This is a genomic window from Rhizobium sp. AP16 (assembly GCF_000281735.1).
In the GTDB taxonomy this organism is placed as follows: Bacteria; Pseudomonadota; Alphaproteobacteria; order Rhizobiales; family Rhizobiaceae; genus Rhizobium; species Rhizobium rhizogenes.
Genome location: NZ_AJVM01000089.1, coordinates 1 through 20,697, shown reverse-complemented (window position 1 = coordinate 20,697; position 20,697 = coordinate 1). Strand labels below are relative to the sequence as shown.

19 protein-coding genes are annotated in these 20,697 nt (G+C 60.0%); 8 read left to right on the top strand and 11 right to left on the bottom strand.

Going from position 1 to position 20,697, the window contains the following annotated elements:
* Positions 1–52 precede the first annotated feature (52 nt).
* Together PMI03_RS29795 and PMI03_RS29790 are read right to left on the bottom strand one after the other, a co-directional pair.
* The gene (locus tag PMI03_RS29795) at positions 53–898 is read right to left on the bottom strand and encodes a MetQ/NlpA family lipoprotein (protein ID WP_007703233.1); all 846 of its coding nucleotides are present in this window, start codon (positions 896–898) and stop codon (positions 53–55) included.
* 213 nt (positions 899–1,111) lie between these two features.
* A complete protein-coding gene (locus tag PMI03_RS29790) occupies positions 1,112–1,600 on the bottom strand; it encodes a cupin domain-containing protein (protein ID WP_007703230.1) in 489 nt (162 codons plus the stop codon).
* A gap of 338 nt (positions 1,601–1,938) precedes the next feature.
* Between PMI03_RS29790 and PMI03_RS29785 the strand changes: the two genes are divergently transcribed.
* Positions 1,939–2,328, top strand: a complete 390-nt coding sequence (locus PMI03_RS29785) for a hypothetical protein (protein ID WP_007703228.1) — start codon at positions 1,939–1,941, stop codon at positions 2,326–2,328.
* A 64-nt stretch (positions 2,329–2,392) separates the two neighbouring features.
* On the opposite strand, the gene PMI03_RS29780 is transcribed toward PMI03_RS29785, so the two are convergent.
* Positions 2,393–2,806, bottom strand: coding sequence for a carboxymuconolactone decarboxylase family protein (locus PMI03_RS29780; RefSeq protein WP_007703224.1), 414 nt, complete (start codon positions 2,804–2,806; stop codon positions 2,393–2,395).
* Positions 2,807–3,046: 240 nt separating this feature from the next.
* On the opposite strand from PMI03_RS29780, the gene PMI03_RS29775 reads away from it, so the two are divergent.
* The 3 genes from PMI03_RS29775 to PMI03_RS29765 all read left to right on the top strand — a co-directional run bounded on the left by PMI03_RS29775 (position 3,047) and on the right by PMI03_RS29765 (position 6,368).
* Entirely contained in the window at positions 3,047–4,207 is a 1,161-nt protein-coding gene (locus PMI03_RS29775) for a CaiB/BaiF CoA-transferase family protein (protein ID WP_007703220.1), read from the top strand.
* Positions 4,208–4,247: 40 nt separating this feature from the next.
* The gene (locus tag PMI03_RS29770; protein ID WP_007703216.1) at positions 4,248–5,525 is read left to right on the top strand and encodes an L-fuconate dehydratase; all 1,278 of its coding nucleotides are present in this window, start codon (positions 4,248–4,250) and stop codon (positions 5,523–5,525) included.
* A 93-nt stretch (positions 5,526–5,618) separates the two neighbouring features.
* Positions 5,619–6,368, top strand: a complete 750-nt coding sequence (locus tag PMI03_RS29765; RefSeq protein WP_007703214.1) for a dienelactone hydrolase family protein — start codon at positions 5,619–5,621, stop codon at positions 6,366–6,368.
* A gap of 51 nt (positions 6,369–6,419) precedes the next feature.
* Here the strand turns inward: PMI03_RS29765 and PMI03_RS29760 are convergent, their stop codons facing one another.
* Both PMI03_RS29760 and PMI03_RS29755 read right to left on the bottom strand, forming a co-directional pair.
* The gene (locus tag PMI03_RS29760) at positions 6,420–7,973 is read right to left on the bottom strand and encodes a VOC family protein (protein WP_007703211.1); all 1,554 of its coding nucleotides are present in this window, start codon (positions 7,971–7,973) and stop codon (positions 6,420–6,422) included.
* A gap of 139 nt (positions 7,974–8,112) precedes the next feature.
* A complete protein-coding gene (locus tag PMI03_RS29755; protein ID WP_007703207.1) occupies positions 8,113–8,337 on the bottom strand; it encodes a hypothetical protein in 225 nt (74 codons plus the stop codon).
* Positions 8,338–8,845: 508 nt separating this feature from the next.
* Here PMI03_RS29755 and PMI03_RS29750 point away from each other — a divergent pair.
* A complete protein-coding gene (locus PMI03_RS29750) occupies positions 8,846–9,055 on the top strand; it encodes a cold-shock protein (RefSeq protein ID WP_007703204.1) in 210 nt (69 codons plus the stop codon).
* 400 nt (positions 9,056–9,455) lie between these two features.
* Positions 9,456–10,301 (top strand): tetratricopeptide repeat protein, encoded by an 846-nt coding sequence (locus PMI03_RS29745; protein WP_007703202.1) that lies wholly within the window; start codon positions 9,456–9,458, stop codon positions 10,299–10,301.
* A 76-nt stretch (positions 10,302–10,377) separates the two neighbouring features.
* On the opposite strand, the gene PMI03_RS29740 is transcribed toward PMI03_RS29745, so the two are convergent.
* From PMI03_RS29740 to PMI03_RS29725, 3 genes are all read right to left on the bottom strand, one after another.
* Complete coding sequence (locus tag PMI03_RS29740; RefSeq protein WP_007703199.1) at positions 10,378–11,832, bottom strand: DHA2 family efflux MFS transporter permease subunit; 1,455 nt, start codon at positions 11,830–11,832, stop codon at positions 10,378–10,380.
* Between the two features lie 340 nt (positions 11,833–12,172).
* Positions 12,173–13,918, bottom strand: coding sequence for a gamma-glutamyltransferase (gene ggt / locus PMI03_RS29735; protein WP_007703196.1), 1,746 nt, complete (start codon positions 13,916–13,918; stop codon positions 12,173–12,175).
* Positions 13,919–14,463: 545 nt separating this feature from the next.
* Positions 14,464–15,729 (bottom strand): glycerate kinase, encoded by a 1,266-nt coding sequence (locus tag PMI03_RS29725; RefSeq protein ID WP_007703193.1) that lies wholly within the window; start codon positions 15,727–15,729, stop codon positions 14,464–14,466.
* A gap of 153 nt (positions 15,730–15,882) precedes the next feature.
* Between PMI03_RS29725 and PMI03_RS29720 the strand changes: the two genes are divergently transcribed.
* Positions 15,883–16,311 carry an OsmC family protein gene (locus PMI03_RS29720; protein ID WP_007703190.1) on the top strand — a complete coding sequence of 143 codons (429 nt, stop codon included), beginning with the start codon at positions 15,883–15,885 and terminating at the stop codon, positions 16,309–16,311.
* 536 nt (positions 16,312–16,847) lie between these two features.
* Here the strand turns inward: PMI03_RS29720 and PMI03_RS29710 are convergent.
* From PMI03_RS29710 to PMI03_RS29700, 3 genes are all read right to left on the bottom strand, one after another.
* Positions 16,848–17,390 carry a hypothetical protein gene (locus PMI03_RS29710; RefSeq protein ID WP_007703186.1) on the bottom strand — a complete coding sequence of 181 codons (543 nt, stop codon included), beginning with the start codon at positions 17,388–17,390 and terminating at the stop codon, positions 16,848–16,850.
* A 10-nt stretch (positions 17,391–17,400) separates the two neighbouring features.
* Positions 17,401–18,747, bottom strand: coding sequence for an LLM class flavin-dependent oxidoreductase (locus PMI03_RS29705; RefSeq protein WP_007703184.1), 1,347 nt, complete (start codon positions 18,745–18,747; stop codon positions 17,401–17,403).
* A gap of 142 nt (positions 18,748–18,889) precedes the next feature.
* The gene (locus PMI03_RS29700) at positions 18,890–19,801 is read right to left on the bottom strand and encodes a LysR family transcriptional regulator (protein ID WP_007703182.1); all 912 of its coding nucleotides are present in this window, start codon (positions 19,799–19,801) and stop codon (positions 18,890–18,892) included.
* Between the two features lie 123 nt (positions 19,802–19,924).
* Here PMI03_RS29700 and PMI03_RS29695 point away from each other — a divergent pair, with 123 nt between their 5' ends.
* Positions 19,925–20,665, top strand: coding sequence for an SDR family oxidoreductase (locus tag PMI03_RS29695; RefSeq protein ID WP_007703179.1), 741 nt, complete (start codon positions 19,925–19,927; stop codon positions 20,663–20,665).
* Positions 20,666–20,697: the final 32 nt, after the last annotated feature.

Genomic DNA, 20,697 nt, shown 5'->3' with positions numbered 1-20,697 from the left:
AAATGCCCAGGCCGCCTTGGTTTTCAGCGCAGCCCCCGGCGCTGAATTGCTGTTAGTAGGCGCTGAGACCCGTGCCCTTGTAGACCTTTTCGAATTCGGCCTTGACGGTATCGTTCTGGTAGGCGGAGACCAGCGTCTTTACCCAGGCTTCGTTCTCGTTGCCCTGCTTGACGGCGATGAAGTTGCGGTAGGGGTTGCCGTCGATCGGCTCCTGCGCGATGCGATCTTTCGGCGAAAGGCCGCTCTTCAGTGCCCAGTCGGTGTTGACGACGGCGGCGTCGAGGTCGTCGATCGAGCGGCCGACGATGCCGGCGTCAAGTTCCTTGATTTCGACATTCTTGGGGTTCCCGACGATGTCGGCGATGGTGGCGAGAATGCCGGTGCCGTCCTTGAGCTTGATGACGCCCTCGTTCTGCAGCACGCGGAGCGCACGGCCTTCATTGGACGGATCGTTCGGCACGCCGATGACGGCGCCCTTCGGCAGCTCGGCGACGGTCTTGTATTTCTTGGTATAGAGGCCGATCGGCCAGACGCCGGTATAGCCGACACGGACGATGTGATAGCCGTGCTGTTTGATCTGGTTGTCGAGATAGGGCTGGTGCTGGAAGGCGTTGGCGTCGACTTCGCCGCGCTCAAGGGCTTCGTTCGGCTGCGTATAGTCGTTGAAGACGACTGTTTCGACCTTCAGTCCCTTCTTGGCGGCTTCCGTGGTGACCACGCGCCAGACGTCTTCGTCTTCACCACTGATGATGCCGACCTTGATCGTCTTGTCGGCGGCAAAGGAGGGGGTGGCGACCGTCAAGCCAACAACGGCGACAGCGGAGGCAATGAGAGCTGCAAGGCCGGTCCGGCGGGTGAAGCGCAGCGTCTCGAGACCCTGAGAAGACTTTTTCGTCATTGGAAATCCTGTTCCATGTGATTGAGACGCCATTGTCTCGTTGACAGCCTCAATCATTTCAGACGGCCGCCGGTCACGCGAAGCAGGAACATTTGTTGTGCACCGCACTTCTGAAAAACTCTTTTTGAGCTGTGCCTGATAGAGAACTAATTTTCTATGGATATGATGTATTATTGTGCATTGAGGAATCTGATTGCATGCGAATTGTGCATATCAGCGATGGATTGGATCTATCCAGAGCACTTCCTCCGGCTTTTCCATCGGTTCGATATCGAGGTTGACGACGACGGGTTCCTGACCGGAGCGAACCAGCACACATTCCAGCGTTTCGTCGCGGCTGGCATTGATCTCCTGATGCGGCACGAAGGGCGGCACGAAGATGAAATCGCCCGGGCCGGCTTCGGCGACGAATTCGAGGTTATCACCCCAGCGCATCCGGGCCTTGCCCTTGACGACATAGATGATGCTTTCGAGATCGCCGTGATGATGAGCGCCGGTCTTGGCGTTGGCGTGGATCGTCACCGTTCCGGCCCAGATCTTCTCGGCGCCGGCGCGGGCATTGCTGATGGCTGTCGCCCGGTTCATGCCCGGCGTCTGCGCCGTGTTCGGATCGAGCGAATTGCCCGGAATGACCTTCACGCCATTGTCGCGCCAGTGGTCGGAATGAGGGTGGTCGTGATCATGTTCGTGGTCGTTGCTCATGACGGTCCTTTCACTACGTGGAGGAGATTCGCATCTCTCCCGAAGGCGAAGTCTGATTTCAGTCTACGACGAAGCCATTCAAAAATATAGATAATTACAGAAAATTCCGAAAGAGGCTTTTCAAGTCGAGATTAATCTATAGACTTGATCAAGTTAAGTGACCGGTGGGAACATTTCGTGTGCTCCCGCGTTGCGCCGGTTACAGAAGATGGTTTGCCGCGCCGCTGTCCGATCCGATGTTTCGGGGTGCGCCAAACCCAGAAGCAGCGCGTGGGCCTCGGGGGAGGCCGATTAGTTTCTACATTATGCGCCGGACTTCCACTTGAAAGGAGACAGACATGTCGAATGCCTTGCCGCCCCTTCATGAGGGTCATGCCCCCATTACCTTGCAGCAGCTCTTCCGGGAAGCGCTCTATGCATTCGAGGAATGGGACGCGGAGGTCACTGAACCGATCGTAACGTTCGACGGGAGGATTTTCCCCGTCAGCGTCGTTTTTGAAGCCATGCGTGAATGCACGGACATCGTGCCGAACAATATCGTTTCGGCGGTCACCGAACGCCTGACCAAGCCTTGGGCAGGCGAAGGTCCGCTGGACACGATGACTTTTTCGACGGCTGCCCGGGTGATGGGCGTTCTCGTCCGCAAACGGCTCCTGGCCGTCAGCAATGGTGTCGATGTCGTCGCCGTTGCTGTAAAGGGTCAAGTGACGGAAAAGTCGGATCGCTAAACACAGCATGTGATCTATCGAAGAGCCCGCCGGCTGATGTCCGGCGGGCTTTCTTTTTGCGATATCAGCCGCGGCTGACGTCGAATTCCGGATCGACAGGGATCTGCATCGCCGTCACCAGATGGTTGGTTTGTCCGGCAAGGCCGATGACAGCCAGCAATTCGCCATGTTGCGCGTCCGTCATGCCCTTTGCCCTGGCGGCTGCGGTATGCGAGTGGACGCAGTAGGTGCAGCCATTGGCCGTGGACACAGCAATATAAATCATCTCGCGCACCAGCGGATCGAGCGCTCCTTCGGCCATCATTACTGCCTTCAGCCCTTCCCAGGTGCGCTTCAGAAGTGCGGGATCATTGGCAAGGCCACGCCAGAAATTATTGATGAAATCGGATTTTCTGACGGTGCGGATGTCGTCGAACACGGCCTTGACCGCCGGGATCGCCTCGGCCTCCGCATCATTCAGCAATTTGACTGTCGTCATCTCAAATCTCCTCTCAACAATTCGCGTTGCTGTGAAAGCTATAACGCATTTTCGGGCGGTCTGGGTCGAGTGGCGGGTCGATTATGCCGCCTCTTTTTGTTTGCAAAACTTATCCATATGTGAAAATACTATTTACATAAGAAAACTAAAGGCCGCGGATGCAGGGTTTCGGTTGGCGATTGTGCCGATCAATCTGGGTGTGCAGCCTGCCGGGAGCGATGTCGGGGAACGGAAATAGCGATGGTGGTGGAAAAGGAATTGCCGCTGGCCGGCCTGCTGGTCGTGGATATGAGCCAGTTCCTGTCCGGACCCTATTGCACCCTCAGACTGATGGATCTTGGCGCCAGGGTCATCAAGATCGAGCGGCCGGAAGGCGGCGATCTTTCCCGTAGGCTCTATCTCAGCGACGCCGAGAGCGGCGATTCGACCATTTTTCATGCCATCAACCGTTCGAAGGAAAGCCTGGCGATCGACCTCAAGAGCGAGCGCGACATGCAGGCGCTGCGCCGGCTGATCTCGCAGGCCGATGTCCTGGTGCAGAACTTTCGGCCGGGTGTAATCGAGCGGCTTGGGTTGGGTTACGAGGCCACACGCAACATCAACCCGCGGCTCGTCTATTGCTCGATCAGCGGCTATGGCGAGGAAGGCCCCTGGGTCTCTCGTCCCGGGCAGGATCTGCTGGCGCAATCGCGCTCCGGTGTCATGTGGCTGAACGGCGATGAAGGGCAGGGGCCGGTGCCGTTCGGTCTGGCGATCGGCGATATGCTGGCGGGAGCAGCGGCAGCACAGGGTATTCTGGCGGCACTGGTGCGTCGCGGCATTACCGGCAAGGGCGGGCTGGTAGAGACGAGCCTGCTGGAGGCGCTTGTCGATCTGCAGGTGGAGGTTCTGACCGTCCACATGAACAGCGGCAATAAACTGCCGCAGCGCTCCGATTTTCGCAGCGCCCACGCCTATCTCTCGGCACCCTACGGCGTCTATCCGGCCAGCGACGGCTATCTTGCCATTGCCATGACGCCGATTTCGAAACTTGCCGACCTGCTCGGCATGGACGAACTTGCACCCTATCGCGACGATCCTAAAAGCTGGTTCATGGCGCGTGACGAGATCAAGGCGCTGATTGCGGCGCGCATTGCTACCGGCACGGTCGATGAATGGCTGTCCGTCCTGGAGCCGGCGGATATCTGGTGCGCCAAGGTGCTGGACTGGCCGGAGCTGTTGCAGAGCGAAGGGTTCGGAGTGCTGGATATGTTGCAGACAGTTGGGCGCGGCGATGGCGTTTCCCTGGCGACGACGCGTTCTCCCATCCGGATCGATGGACAGAGACCGAAATTCGAGCGTGCGGCCCCCGAGGTCGGCGAGCATAATGCGGCGATCTGGGAGGAATTCAATCTCGGTTGACGCCCGAGGGATCGCCCGAGAGATTTAGAAGGAGTTTCCCATGACACGCATCACCAATCTCCGCGTATTCGACTTGCGCTTCCCCACGTCGCAGAGCCTCGACGGCTCGGATGCGATGAACCCGGATCCAGATTACTCCGCCGCCTACGTCATTCTCGACACCGACAGGCCCGGTCTCGCGGGTCACGGCCTAACCTTCACCATCGGCCGCGGCAACGACATCTGCTGCATGGCGATCGAGGCGATGCGGCATCTGGTGGTTGGCACCGAGCTTGCGACCGTGCTGGGCAATCCCGGCAAATACTGGCGGCACCTGACGAGCGACAGTCAGCTCCGCTGGATCGGTCCGGAGAAGGGCGCGATGCATCTGGCCACCGGCGCCGTCGTCAATGCCGTCTGGGATCTGCTTGCCAAGGAAGCCGGCAAGCCGGTCTGGCGGCTGGTGGCCGAGATGGATGCGGAACAGATCGCCGATATCGTCGACTACCGCTATCTGACCGACGTTCTCACCCGCGACGAGGCTGTCGCCATTCTGGAGAAGGCCGAGCCCGGCAAGGCGGAGCGCATTGCCACCCTCGAGCGTGAGGGCTATGCCTGCTACACGACCTCGGCCGGCTGGCTCGGCTATGAGGATGCCAAGCTGCGCCGCCTGTGCCAGGAGGCGATCGACGCCGGCTTCAACCATGTGAAGATGAAGGTCGGCCGCGATCTCGAGGACGATATCCGCCGCCTCACCATCGCCCGCGAAGTGATCGGCCCCGATCGCTACCTGATGATCGACGCCAACCAGGTCTGGGAAGTCGGGCAAGCGATCGACTGGGTCAACAAGCTCGCCTTCGCCAAACCCTTCTTCATCGAGGAGCCGACCAGTCCCGACGATGTCGCCGGCCACCGCAAGATCCGTCAGGCGATCGGCCCGGTGAAGGTCGCGACCGGCGAGATGTGCCAGAACCGCATCATGTTCAAGCAGTTCATCGCCGAAGGTGCGATCGACATCGTGCAGATCGATTCCTGCCGCATGGGCGGGCTGAACGAAGTTCTGGCCGTGCTTCTGGTCGCCGCGAAATACGGCCTGCCGGTCTGGCCGCATGCCGGTGGCGTCGGGCTTTGCGAATATGTGCAGCACCTGTCGATGATCGACTATATCGCCGTTTCCGGCACCAAGGACGGCCGCGTGATCGAATATGTCGACCACCTGCACGAACACTTCATCGACCCCTGCGTGATCCGCGACGCCGCCTACATGCCGCCAAGCCTGCCGGGCTTTTCAATCGAGATGAAGCCGGAATCGATCGTGGAATATACGTTCAAGGGGTGATCTCTGCGTTCGGTTGGTATCGGTCATCCGCCGCCCTTTATTCGACGGTAGAAGCTGTGCAATATCCGCGCACCTTTGTCGGAGTATTGGTGCATGCGAGTCACTTTTGCCGTCGTTTTGCCGTTCTTGCTATCCCTCGCATGCGGAAGGGCCGAAGCCGCCGTCGGCAGCCAGTTCAACGTGGCGACGCCCGGCGGCAATGTCCTGGTCGAGGGCTTCGCGAGTAGTTCAGGTGCCGCGCGTCCGGCTGTGATCATCCTGAGCGGCAGCCATGGCTTTGCTCCGCCCGCCTATGATGAACTCGGGCGGAGCTTCAATGCTGCCGGTCTTGACGCCTATCTCGTCCATCTGCTCTCACCGGCCGATCAGCAGGCCATTACCCGCGCCGGCAGTGCACCCGCTCGCATTGCCTACTATGCAACGCGGTGGCAGGACTGGATCGCGATGGTTCGCGGTGTGGTTTCCTATCTCGACAGTCAGCCACGCTATGCCGGCAAGGTTGGCGTGCTTGGCATATCCTTGGGAGCGCAGGCAGCCGCCGTTGCTTCGGCTGACAGGCGCGATATTGGCGCGCTCGTGCTTGTCGATGGCGGCTTTCCGGATGGCTACTCGCAGCCGGTACGCTCCTTGCCGCCACTCTACATGGTCTGGGGAAGCGCCGATCGGGTCTTTCCCGTCGCAACCGCGCGGCAATTGCAGCGGATGGCACAGGGTCTCGGTGGATCAGTCAGCCTGAATGTCTATCAGGGCGGCGCGCATAATTTCTTCCTGAAATCGGGTCCGCAAGCGGCGGCGGCTCATCAGGGCGCCGCCGATTTTTTCCTATCGCGGCTGTCGAAGTGATCCTTAACCGATGCAGGAAAGCGCATGTTCCTGTTGCCGCCGTTGAAGCGCTCAGTTCGAGCGCTTCAACCATGCCTGGATGAGCGGCACGTCGGCGTCGGCCAGTTCATGGCCATAGGGGATGGTCTGTAGGTTCACCGTTGCGCCGCCGGCCCGCAGGCGCTCGGCGAGGGGTTGGGAGTATGGACCGTACATGTCCTTCTCACCGGCGATGATCAGCACGTCGGCATCCGACATGTCCGCCGGTGGCGGATCAGCGAGGACGGCCATGGAGCGCAGCAATACGGCGCGGCGGATGACATGCGGTTGCAGCGACAGCATGGCGTTGAGCAGGTTGGCGCCGTTCGAATAGCCGATATAGACGATGCGCTCCGGGTCGAGGCCATAGGCATGGATCGCGCCGTCGATGAAGGCGGCGAAGGCTTCCGCCTCTCTGGCAATATCCGCCTGGTCGAAGGAGAAGGGCGTGATGCGGCGATACCAGCGCGGTGAGCCTTCCTCCAGCGCTCGGCCGCGTACGCCGAGCAAGGTCGCCTGTGCATCGACCTTGTGGGCGATCGGTAGCATCGTCGTCTCGCTGGCGCCGGAGCCGTGCAGCAGGATGAAGGTGTTTCCGTTCGGCTCTGGCGGCGTGAAGAAGCGATGGATGAAGGGCAGGTCGCGATAGATGACGCGTGGCTCGCCGGGCATTGAGAATTGCGGCAGGATGACATTCAGCTCCGACAGTCGCTCCGGATTGTCGTCGGGCGCAAACAGGCGCGTGCCGAGCGTCGCCTCGTCCTCATCCACCAGCGGTCCCGGCGCATCCGTGGCAAGCTCGAACAGGATGCCGCCGGGCTCGCGGACATAGAGCGAGCGGAAATATTTCCGGTCATGCGTTACCGTCGGCGAGGAGTTGAGCGCCTGCAGCCCGTCGTGCACGGCCTGCAATTCAGCATCGGCGGCGGCGCGAAAGGCCACATGGTCGATCGTTCCCGTTCCCGGCGCGCTTGCCCAGAAACCGCTGGCGTCGCGGATGTCGATGATATCACCGGGATCGGCAACGAGGCGGCTGATCGCGCCGTTGATCGCCTGCGGCCGGTAGCCGAAGTGTTTGACCAGAAGGCTTTGCGTCTGCTCGGGCGTCTCGCTGAACAGCGTTGCCCCGCGAATGCGCCGGATGGCATGTTCGGGCGGGATTTTGTCGCTGGCCCAGGGGGCGGCCGATGGCAGCTCCGCCGCGCCGACCAGCTTGACGATGACGCCGTCGGGATCCTTCAGGCGCAGGACCGGTTCGCCGAATTCCTCGGAGGGGCCTTCCGGCTTGAGGCCGGCGCTCAGCGCGCGCGTCAGCCAGAAGCCGATGCTTATCGGGTCGATGGCAAGCGAGATTTCGCCGACCTGGCCGACGCCGGCGCGGCCGGGGGCACCGTCTTCCCAGACGAGGAAGGTGATCAGCGATCCCGGCGATCCCTTGGCATCGCCGTAGAGGAGATGCAGCTGCGTCGCATCCTCGAAGCCGCCGGTGCGCTTGACGAGCCGCAGGCCGAGAAAGCCTGCGTAGAAATCGACATTCGCCTGCACCTTGCGGGTGATCAGCGTGATGTGGTGAATGCCGGCGACCATGGGATGCTCCAGAACGGATTGTGCAATTGGTCGCTATTTAGGGCGGAAGCTGCCGTCAATTCAATGCGCAGTCCATGGAGACAGTGTTCACCAAACGCGTAACGTCCGTCGCGACGTCACAGATCGGATCCGGTCTTGCCTATCCGGATGTCTTGGCGGTCTTCTTCTTGGCTTTTGTCTTCGGTTCCTCTGGCGGTAGCAGTGCTTCCTGCTGCAGGCGAAGCTCCCGCAGGCGTGCCGTCTTCTTCTCGCGGCTCGTCTGCTCGCTGGCCAGGATATCCCTGACGGTGGAGTCGAGCTGGCTGGCCTTGACCAGGGATGCCTGCTTTTTGGATCCGAATAGGTTGTCTTTGTTGGGCGCCATGTTGGCCTCCAGGGTTCGTGTCGGCGTTGGCGGTGCTTGCCGACTTGCGCGGGGTGTTTCCGCGCTCGCTAGGCGAGAAATCCCATCCTGTATCGGATGACGTCCGTATTGGCGATATAATTCTGCCGTTTCCCAAGAAATAAGGCGAGAACTTGCCGCTAAAACCGGCGAAACGGAAAGAAAAACTCCGATAAATCTTGCGGAAATCGACCCGAGAATCAGGAAGATATCTAGAAAACGACCAGCGAATCTTGGCTCTCAAGACGTGATGATTTTATGTCGCACGGGCTGATTTTTATGAAATATTTGGTCGTTTTCGGTGTTTTATATGTTTTTCCTTGTGGAGGATTAGATCCTCCGTTATAAGCCGTGCATCGATATTGCTGAATGAACTTTGCCTCGACGCACTCTGCGCGACACTGACGAACTTCCTCTCAAAATCGGTCTACTGCACCCGGGCGGTTGCCTGGAATGCGATCTTTATATGAGTGATTGAAAGGTCATCGTTATGAGCACAGGTACTGTAAAGTGGTTCAATGCCGCCAAGGGTTTTGGTTTCATTCAGCCTGACGACGGCGCAACGGACGTTTTCGTGCACATCTCCGCTGTTGAACGCGCTGGAATGAGCAGCCTGCGTGATGGCCAGAAGATTTCCTACGAGCTTGTCAAGGACAAGCGTTCGGGCAAGATGTCGGCTGATCAGCTGGAATCTCTGTAAGCATCTGCCTCCGGTCTTTGACCACGGATGTACTGGCATAGATCGTTGAGGCGATGAAGGAAGAGGTCGGGTTAGCCCGGCCTTTTTTGTTGTCTTGATTCAGGCAAGCTGTGAAACGAAAAGCCCTGGCCTAAGAGCCAGCTCTTAGCTGAGATGTGGATCGAGGCGAATGATGGTGCCGAATCCGCTTGCGGCATGGGCATTGCGGGCATTCTTCTTGCCGGAAATGTCTTCGTGAAGCATTCTGCATGCTCAACCGTTGCAGAGCGCTCGTTTCGCGGCGTCGCGAAATTCAGGCGCAAAACTCTCGCTTTAATTGGGGTTTCTGCAAAAGTTGCCGGCTGACACAGGCGGTATATTATCGTCTATAAGACCATAGAGAAAATTCAAGGAAGAGATCATGCACTTCGCAAGGATTGTCGTCACTTCGATAGCCGTCTTTTGCTTAGCGTCAGGTGCTTTTGTTGACGATGGGAAAGATGCCTATGTGCATGGGGACTACAAGAAGGCCTTGGACGATTGGCGAGCTCTAGCTGCCCAAGATAATGCGCAAGCGGAATTTGATCTTGGTTTTCTCTATGCGAACGGCTATGGCGTGACGCAAAACTATGAGGTGGCAGCCGCTTGGTACCAGAAAGCTGCGGAGCAAGGCGACACCAAGGCACAGTACAATCTCGGCTTATTATATGAGCACGGCTATGGAGTGACCCAAAGCTATGAGGCGGCAGCCGCTTGGTACCAGAAAGCTGCGGAGCAAGGCGACACCAGTGCACAGGACAATCTCGGCTTACTATATCTATTAGGCCATGGGGTTTCACAAAATGACGCGAAGGCCGCGATGTGGTTTTCCAAATCTGCCGCCGAAGGTATCTCTGACGCCCAGAATAATCTCGGCTATATGTATCTTTGGGGGCGGGGCGTGAACCAGGACGATGCGCAGGCCGTCATTTGGTTTCGAAGAGCGGCACAACAAGGGCATTCTAGAGCTCAGAACGATCTCGGCGCGATGTATGAGTATGGTCGCGGCACAGTTCAGGATTATGCCCAAGCCATCTTTTGGTTCCGCAAGGCTGCCGAGCAAGGCGACGCTGCCTCAGAAAACAGTATAGGTTACATGTTGGAAGCTGGCCTTGGTCTGCCACGAGACATGGAGAAAGCCGTTGCTTGGTACCGAAAGGCGGAAGAGCACGGCGATCCCTCTGCAAAACTCAATTTGCAGAGATTATTTCCTGTAAAGAAGGCGTGATTTTGTAAGGGTTTCTGCTGCGCTCTTTGCTGTCCCACCAGCTTCGGGTGGAACCCGATATCAGCACTCGCGGCTCTCAGTGCCCGCCGAGCATATCCTCAGGCGACTTCTTGCGGTGACCGCTGATTTCGGAGCCGGCCGTGCGCGAGAATTGGGCATTCCAGATCCCGGCGAGAAGCGCGATTGCGGTGACGACGATGAAGGCGACGGAGAAGTCGCTCATTTCGGCGGTCGCGTGTCCGCGCAGCTGCGTCGAGCCATGCAGGGCAAGGGCGGCGATGCAGATACCGAGCGACAGCATCAATTGCTGGAACGTCGAGTAGAAGCTCGTCGCCGAACTCATCTGATCGCGTTCGATCTCGTCATAGGCGATGGTGTTGTAGGCGGTGAACTGGAACGACATGAAGAAGCCGCAGAAGAACAGGATCGCAAAAATCACCGGCAGCGGCCAGTCGGGCTGGAAGACCGAGCAAAGCCCATAGCCGAGCGTGCCGATCACGCCGAAGATCAACAGGGCGGTGCGGAAGCCGAGCGTGCGCAGGATCCTGACCTGCAACGGCTTCATCGCCATCGAGCCGAGCGCGGTTGCAATCGCGATCTGGCCGGCGGCGGCAGCCGACATGCCGAAGCCAAGCTGCAGCATTAAGGGAATAAGGAACGGATGCGCGCCCTGGCTGATGCGGGTCAGCGAGCCGGCGATGACGGACGTGCGGAAGGTCGGTACCTTCATCAGCGAGAAATCCATGATCGGCGAGGGGTGCTTGCGGGCATGGCGCAGGTAAGCAATGCCGAACAGCAGGCCGATCGCGATCAGGAAAATGGCCATATAGCCTTCGCCCTCGCGGCTCGACATTTCGAAGCCGAACAGCAGCGAGCCGAGCGAGATGCCTGAGAGGATGAAGCCCGAGAGGTCGAAACGGCCATTCCTCGGACCCTTCACCTCCTCGATGAACATCGATACCAGGATGAAACCGATGATGCCGATCGGCACGTTGATGTAGAAGATCCAGCGCCAGTCGAGATAGGTGACGAACAGGCCGCCGACCGGCGGGCCGAGGATCGGGCCGACAAGTGCCGGAATGAGCAGCCAGGACATGGCGTTCACCATATCCTTGCGCGCGACGCTGCGCATCAGCACCAGGCGGCCGACTGGAAGCATCATGGCGCCGCCGAGGCCCTGTATCAGACGGGCGATGACGAGGAGAAACAGGTTCGGCGCCTGGGCGCAGAGGATCGAGCCGACGACGAAAATGGCAATCGCCGTTCGGAAGACGGTGCGCGAGCCGAAGCGGTCGGCAATGGCGCCACTCGCCGGAATGAAGATCGCAAGGCTAAGCAGATAGGAGGTGAGCGCGATGCTCATCGCCGGTGCGCTAACGCCGAAGTCCCTCGCCATGGTCGGCAGGGCCGTGGCGAGCACGGTTGCGTCAAGCTGCTCCATGAACATGGCGCTTGCGACGATAAGCGCTACTACACGAAAATTCGGTGCGGCCCGCCGGGTTGGGGCGGCCTGGAAAATCTGATCCGACATTGTCGGGGATCGCTCTCGATGGTGCGGAGGGGTCCAAAGACAGAACCGCAAGTCTGACAACAGCGCAAAGGCCGATTGGAATGCGGGTTGTATACTCCCGCTTACGCGCGATGACTATATCAGAAATCGCAAATCTTATTGATCGAAATGGAAAAAGTGACGCAGGTGGGCAGGAATGCCACAGCCGATGAATGCCAGATGAACAGAAGGCCGTGATCGAGCGTGGTTGTGCCGATCACAGCCTGTTTTCCCGTGTAAGATGGTGTGTTTTCGTCGGTGATTTCCTGCCGGAAATGCGCTCCGCTATCGAAGCCATTGCCGGCAGGATTAACTGAGCGGATCAGTAGCCGCCGGCGAGGCCCGAGCCAGCACGGCTGTCCATCGCGCCGTTGTAGCGGGCACCGCCGCCCTTGGCGATATCGCTGAGGCTCTTGCCGCCGACGAGGATGCCTGCCGCATGACCCCAGACCGGCCAGTCGCCGCCGATCTGGACATTATAGCCCATGCCGCTCAGCAGCTTGATCGTATCTGGCGAGAGCGCATAGGGCTCGGTATAGATTTTATCCGGCAGCCATTGATGATGGATGCGCGGCGCGTCGATCGCCTGCTGGATGTTCATGCCGAAATCGATGACGTTGATGATCGCTTCGAGCGTGATGGTGATGATGCGCGAGCCGCCAGGGCTGCCGATCACCATGAAGGGCTTGCCATCCTTGGCGACGATGGTCGGGCTCATGGAGGAGAGCGGCGTCTTTTTCGGCTGGATGGCGTTGGCCTCGCCCTGCACCAGGCCGTAGAGGTTCGGTACGCCGGGCTTCGAGGTGAAGTCGTCCATCTCGTTGTTGAGGAGGATGCCGGTACTGGGCGCGACGACGCCGGCGCCGAAGGAGCCGTTCAGCGTGTAGGTGACAGCCACCGCATTGCCGTCATTGTCGATGATCGAATAATGCGTCGTCTCATGGCTTTCGCCGAGACCCTTCGGCATCAGATCCTTGGAGACGCCGGCGCGATAAGGGTCGATACTGTCGCGGATCTTCCTGGCATAGTCCTTGTCCAGCAGCTTGCTGACGGGATTGTCGACGAAATCGGGGTCGCCCAGCGTGGAGTTGCGGTCGACATAGGCGTGGCGCATGGCCTCGGTCATCAGATGCACCGTGTCGGCCGAGGCGTAGCCTGTATAGGAGAGCGGGTAGCCTTCCAGCACATTGAGGATTTCGCAGATGATTACGCCGCCGGAGGAGGGTGGCGGCGAGGAGATGATCTCGTAGCCGCGGTAATTGCACTTCACCGGATCGAGTTCCCGAACCTTGTACTGCTCGAAGTCAACCTTCGCCAGGATGCCGCCCTTGTCGTGGCTCGCCTTGACGATGGCATCGGCAGTCGGTCCCTTGTAGAATCCATCCGGCCCTTGTTCCGAAATGCTTGACAGCGCCGCGCCGAGGTCCGGCTGGGTGAACCGGTCGCCCGTCGAGAAGGGAGCGCCGTTCGGCTTGGTGAAGATCGCGGCGGTTGCCGGATCGCGCGACAGCCATTTTTTGCCTTCGTTCAGCTCGGCGGCATCGGCCTGGTTCAGCGTGAAGCCTTCCTTGGCGTAGCGGATTGCCGGCGCCATCAGCTCCTGGCGGGTTTTCGTGCCGTATTTCTCGCGGGCAGTCTCGAAGCCCATGACGGAGCCCGGGACGCCGACGGCGAGATAGCCGTCCGTGCTGGCGCCTTTGACGACATTGCCCTTGTCGTCGAGGTACATGGTCTTGGTCGAAGCCTGCGGCGCGCGTTCGCGGAAATCGAGGAAGGCGGTCTTGCCGTCCTTCAGTCGAATGGTCATGAAGCCGCCGCCGCCGATATTGCCGGCGGTCGGATAGACCACGGCAAGCGCATAGCCGACCGCAACTGCCGCATCGACGGCATTGCCGCCACTCTTCAGTACCTCGACGCCGATATCGGTCGCCAGATGCTGGGCGGTCACCACCATCCCATGCTCCGCTTCGACCGGCTGCGGTGCCGCGGCTTGAACTGTGGTGATGGAGAAAAGCCCGAAGGCAAGGATGGTTGCCGAGGATATCGCCCGCTGGCGGAAATGGCGCATGATGGTCCCTCTTGGAGTTTGTTATCGGGATAAAGGAGCGCATCGCGGACAGGGTGTCCAGTATGACGGAGGCGATTTCCGACCGAGTCAATGCACCGGTCTGTGCGGCCGCCGGCGTAGGAACGGCTCGGCAAAAGGCGGCCTTTCGGCCGCGATACTCGGAGCGATTGTCGGCCTTTGAAACCGCCGAGTATTAAATGCAAATCGCGCGATCGCGCTTTCGTATTAATGCCGCCCCAAAATGTAGGAGACAGGCGCTTTCCACACTCGCAATATTTTATTCATCAGATCAGTCTACTTTAGGTGTGTGTATATCGAGGCCGAAGTATTGCGTGGAGAGTAACGAAGGCCGTCACGAAACTTGAGCAGTGGAAGAACGAACGCAAGAATAAACCCAGGCCCGTCGTCGTTGCCGAAAAGACGCATGTCGTCGAAATCGAATGCGCGCATTGCCGCCGGCATTTCTTTCGATGGATATCGACGGCGCCGGCCTATTGGCGCTGCGAGGATTGCGCGCAAACCGCCGATCTCGTTCAATCCTGACGTCAGGCGATCAGAATAGCTCTGATATCATTGACGTTCGTGCCGGTTGGGCCGGGGACGAAGAGATCGCCGATCGCGTTGAACGCCGTCCAGGCATCGTTGTTTCTGAGCATTTCGGCGGGCACCAGCCCGGCCTTGCGCAAGCGCGCCACCGTGCTGGCATCGGCAAAGGCGCCGGCATTGTCCTCGCTGCCGTCGATACCATCCGTATCCGCCGCCATGGCATGAATGCCAGTATGGCCGTCGATGTCGATCGCCAGGGACAGCAGGAATTCGGAGTTTCGCCCACCCTTGCCCTTGCCTGTCAGGGTCACCGTCGTCTCTCCACCGGAGAGCAGCACGATCGGTTTGGCGAAGGGCCGGTTGCGATGCAGGATCTCGCGAGCGAGGGCGGCATGCATGTGCGCCGCTTCGCGGGCCTCGCCCTCAATCGCATCCGAAAGGATGGCGGCCTCGATGCCGGCTTCGCGTGCTACTTGGGCGGCGGCCTCCAGCGAGACACCGGCGGAGGCGATGAGATGCACTTCGTTGCGGGCAAAGCGTGGATCGCCCGGCCGTGGCGCATCGGCCTCCGGCTTTTCGATATGCGCGAGGACGGCGGCGGGCAGGTCGATACGGTAGAGGCGGATGAGGTCCAGTGCTTCCGCGCGGGTGCCGGCTCCCGGCACGGTCGGGCCGGAGGCGACCAGGGCCGGATCGTCGCCCGGAATGTCGGAGACCACCAGCGAGACGACCTTGGCCGGATAGGCCGCAGTGGCCAGACGGCCACCCTTGATGGTCGACAGATGCTTGCGGATGACGTTCATCACCGAAATCGGCGCGCCGGAGGCGAGCAGCGCCTTGTTGACGGCGATCTCGTCAGCAAGGGTCAGACCACCTGCAGGCGACGGCAGCAGTGCCGAGCCGCCGCCGGAGATCAGCGCGATCACCAGATCATCCTCCGTCAGGCCCTCCACCAGCTTCAGCAACCGCCCGGAGGCGACAAGGCCGGCCTCGTCGGGAACAGGATGGGCGGCTTCGATGATCTCGATGTGGCGGCAGGGGGCGGCAAAGCCGTAGCGGGTCACCACCAGCCCTTCCAGCGGGCCGTCCAAGCATTGCTCCAACGCGGCTGCCATCTGCGCCGATCCCTTGCCGGCGCCGATGACGATGGTGCGCCCTTTCGGCTTTGCAGGCAGGTGCGCGCGAATGCCGGTCATTGGATCGGCTGCGCGGACGGCAGCGTCAAAGAGGGAGGTGAGGAAGGCGCGGGGATCGGAAACGGTCATGTCGAAATCTGCCTGTCTGCGATGAGCTCGTAACCATTTGGTGGCTCAACTGGCGTCGGTGCGCAAGGGTGGAGATGGCCGATTGTGTCCGGCAAGGTGAATCCCTATGTTTCGAGTAACAGTTTCAACCTTTTAATTTGAGGGATTTTCGACATGGCGGAATTGAGAGTGAAGACCAGACAGACGGGCGCCACCGCCACCGTCGGCCGCACCGGCTTTCCGCATGTGACCTCGGTCACCGGCGGCGAGATCGACATCGTCACCTCGCCATCGCAGCCGGGGTTCAACCCGCTCGACCTGCTTTATTCCTCGCTGTCGGCCTGCCTCGTGCTCAGCGCCCGCATGGCCGCAAGTAGCCTCGGCGTGCTCGACAAGCTGACCGAAGTCACCGCCGTCGTGACTGGCGAGAAGGCGACGGAAGGGCTGTCGCGCGTCGAAAAATTCAACATCGCCTTCACCATCAAGGGCGATTTCGGCGACGAGATCCGCAATGCGATCGCGCACGCCGCCGAGGATGAGATCTGCACGGTCAGCAATACGATCCGTGGGAATCCGAAGTTCGAGACGGTGATTTCGGGGTGAGGTTTGACGGACGCCGCTTAGAAATAAATCATCTCCGCCTGAAGTCTGAGTTTAAATGAGTGTCTCAGACAGAGACTTTGCGTTGATGCAACTTATATTATAATTTGCTTTGCTGGTTATAGTAGGCGCGTCAATGGATTTCAGGGCACTCGGACTCGCTATAGTTTCTCTGCCGGGCAGGGTATTGATCGCATTCGGTCTGGCAAATTTAGCGGTGGCCAGCATAGCTCTTTTACTTTTTCTACCCGTCATCGGATATAGAGTTTGGCAGTTCATCGTCTATAACAACTGGCCGCTGACTGGTTGCTCAGCGATCCAATTTATTGAAGCTCGATACGAATCCGCTCGTAATTTTTGTGAGGTGAGGACCGGACTACTAGGTCTAGATAGAATTTATTTTTTCCTTGTCACGGAGACAGACATATCAGTGTCATTACTGATCGTCATGGTTTTTGGTTTGATAGTTGGGAGCCTTACAAGCCTGATTGGCGTCTTAATCCACCCCAAAGATGCTTGGCGCTAATATTTCCATTATTTCACCGCCCCGGCAGCTCAAACCCATCCAGATACGCGCCAAGCTCCGGATCGATATCCACCTTCACCACATTGGTATAGACCGCCGTGGCGATCATGATGCCGGCGAAAGCGACGAGGTTGACGAGTGTCGGTTCGTCAAAGCGCGCCTTCAACTGCGCCCACAATTCCTCCGGCACGGCGTTGGAATCCCTGACGATAGCCTTGCCGAAATCGATCAGCAGTGCTTCCTCTTCGGTCGGCGCGACGGTCTCCGGCGTCAGGCCGGCATTGATCAGCGCTCGCCGGAAGAAGCCGACGGGAATGATCGCGCGGCTTTCCAGCGAAATGGCTTGGCAGAAGAGCCAGACGGCACGGTCGTCCAGCGCCGGCCGCAGTTCTTCGCGCAGGGTGAACCATTCGGCATAGATGCGATGTGCCACCGGCGAATGCAGCAGGGTGCGCTTCATATTGGTCATGCGGCCACGCAGCGCCACCTCGCGGTCATGCTCGGCGCGGACGGCGTCGGAGGCGGTGTCGTAGTCGATCGGCGTGATATGGCTCATCGGTTGTCTCTTATTGCGCCGCTTCGGAAAGCGATGGGAAGAAGCGATTGTCTGGGCGCGGCAGGCCGAGATGCTCGCGCAAGGTCGTGCCTTCGTAGTCGCGGCGGAAGATGCCGCGGCGTTGCAGTTCCGGAACGAGGCGGGTTGTGACGTCAAGCAGGCCCTGCGGCAGGAAGGGGAAGACGACGTTGAAGCCGTCGGAGCCTTCCTCGTGCAGCCATTGCTCCATCTCGTCGGCGATGGTCTGCGGCGTGCCAACGAAGGCGAGGCCGGCATAGCCGCCAAGGCGCTGGGCAAGCTGGCGCACGGTCAGCTTTTCCTCCTCGGCCAAAGCGATGACGCGTTCGCGGCCGCTTTTGCTGGCGTTGGTTTCCGGCGTTGCCGGCAGCGGGCCGTCCGGGTCGAAGCCGGAAGCGTCATGACCGAGCGAGATCGACAGCGAGGCGATGGCGCTGTCGTAGTGCACCAGACTATCGAGCTTGGCGCGTTTGGCCTTGGCCTCCTCGACGGTATCGCCGACGACAATAAAGGCGGCAGGAAGGATCTTCAGATGATCTGGGTTGCGGCCGATCTTTTTCATCCGGCCCTTGATGTCGGCGAAGATCGCCTTGCCATCGGCGAGATTACGCGGGGCGGCGAAGACCGCTTCCGCCGTTTCAGCCGCAAGCTGACGGCCGACATCGGATTGCCCGGCCTGAACGATCACCGGCCAGCCCTGTGGCGGGCGGGCGATGTTGAGCGGCCCGCGCACGCTCAGTTCCTCACCCTTGTGGGCGAGCACATGCATCTTGTCCGGATCGAAAAAGATGCCGCTTTCGGCATCGCGGATGAAGGCATCGTCGGCAAAGCTGTCCCAGAGGCCGGTGACGACATCGTAGAATTCGCGGGCGCGGTGATAGCGCTCGCCGTGCTCCATATGCTCGTCGAGGCCGAAATTCAGTGCTGCGTCCGGGTTGGAGGTCGTGACGATATTCCAGCCGGCGCGGCCGCCGCTGATATGGTCGAGCGAGGCGAAGCGCCGGGCGATATGGTAGGGCTGGTCGAAGGTGGTCGACGCCGTGGCGACGAGGCCGATCCTTTCGGTGACGGCGGCAAGTGCGGAGAGCAGCGTGAACGGCTCGAACGACGTCACGGTATGGCTGCGCTTCAACGCCTCGACCGGCATGTTCAACACGGCAAGGTGATCGGCCATGAAGAAGGCATCGAACTTCGCCTTTTCCAGTTCCTGGGCGAAGCCTTTGATATGCTGGAAATTGAAATTCGCATCCGGGTAGGCGCCGGGATAGCGCCATGCGCCGGTATGCAGGCTGACGGGACGCATGAAGGCCCCGAGCTTCAATTGCTTCTGTTCAGTCATGGATCCAGTCCCTCAAGAAAATCACAGGGGTCATGGCGGCGTGCGCGGACGGGCGCCGGCGAGACTATCCCCTTCGACGTAGGAGCACAGTCGGCGCATTCAAAGAGCTGGTTTCATTTATTTGATCGGTTCGGGGAAATATTCATCCACTGCTGCCTTCAGCCTCGGTTTGTCGGGCAAAAACCCGGACGAGCCAGTCGATGAAGACGCGCACGCGCGGCGAGAGCTGGCGGTTGCGGGGGTAGAGCATCGAGACCGGTGTCCTGGTCGGCGGAAAGTCCTTGAGGACATGAACCAGTTCGCCGGATTTCAGGGCTTCCTCAGCGTGATAGCGCGGCACCTGGATCAGGCCGAGGCCGAGCTTGGCGGCCGAAAAATAGCTCTCGGCGGCGTTGACGGAGACCGTGGCGGGCAAGGTGATGTTACGGATCGCGCCGTCGACGGTGAATTCCAGCGGCAGCAATCCGCCCGTCGCCGAGGAGCGGAAGCCGACCATGCGGTGGCCGTCGAGAGCTTCCGGATGCGTCGGCATACCGAAGCGCTCGATATAGGCCGGCGCGGCCAGCGTGATCTCCTCCAGCAGGGCGACGCGGCGGGCGATCATGTCGCTGTCTTGCGGCGTGCCGACGCGAAGCACGCAATCGATGCCTTCGCGGATCAGGTCGACGAAACGGTCGCCCTCGCTCATGTAAAGCTCGATCTCGGGGTAGGTTTCGAGGAAGGAGGGCAGGTTGGGCAGAACGAAATGCCGGGCGAGCGTCCCATGCACATCGACGCGCAGTAGCCCCTTCGGCTTGGCGCCGGCAAAGGCGCCCTCGGCATCCTCTATGTCTGAGAGGATGCGCAAGCAGCGCTGGTAATAGGCTTCGCCGTCGAGCGTCGGGCTGACATGCCGTGTGGTTCGCTGCAGCAGGCGAACGCCGAGCCGCGCCTCTAGCTGCTTGACGGCATCGGTCACCGTCGAGCGCGGCAGGCCGGTGTCTTCGGCGGCCAGCGTGAAGCTGCGCCGCTCCACGACGCGGGAAAACACCCGCATGGCATCGAATCTGTCCATTTTTCTTTGTTCGCTAGTTTCGGATAGTGATGCCGATTAATGGATGATTATCCGCCGATTGAAAAGAGGCATCTTCCCTTCATCGAAACGCGCCACGGCGCAGAGATATGAAGGATGAAGACAATGACCAACAATTCCAACAGAGTAGCCATCGTTACCGGTGCATCGCGCGGCATTGGCGCCGCAATCGCGGAACGCCTCGCAAAGGACGGCTTCACCGTCGTCGTCAACTACTCCGGCAGTGAAGCCGCCGCCGAGGAACTGGCCCGCAGAATAGAAGAAAAGGGCGGCAAGGCACTGACCGCCAAGGCCGATGTTTCCGATGCCGAAGCCGTGCGTCGCATGTTCGATGCAGCTGAGGCTGCTTTTGGTGGTGTCGATGTCCTCGTCAACAATGCCGGCATCATGCAGCTGGCCAAGATCACCAATGCCGACGACGCCAACTTCGACCGTCAGATCGCCATCAACCTGAAGGGAACCTTCAACACGTTGCGCGAAGCCGGCAAGCGCTTGCGTGACGGCGGCCGCATCATCAACTTCTCGACCAGCGTCGTCGGGCTGAAGCTCGAGGCTTATGGCGTCTATGCCGCCACCAAGGCTGCCGTCGAAACGCTGACCGGCATTATGGCCAAAGAGATGCGCGGCCGCTCGATCACGGTCAACGCCGTCGCGCCCGGCCCGACCGCCACCGATCTCTTCCTCAACGGCAAGAGCGACGAGTTGATCGACCGCATGGCCAAGATGAACCCGCTAGAGCGCCTCGGCACGCCTGAGGACATCGCCGCCACCGTCTCCTTCCTCGCCGGCCCCGATGGTTCCTGGATCAACGGCCAGACGTTGCGCGCCAATGGCGGCATGGTCTGAGCCTTCCGATTGGCGGCGGGCTTTGCCCGCCG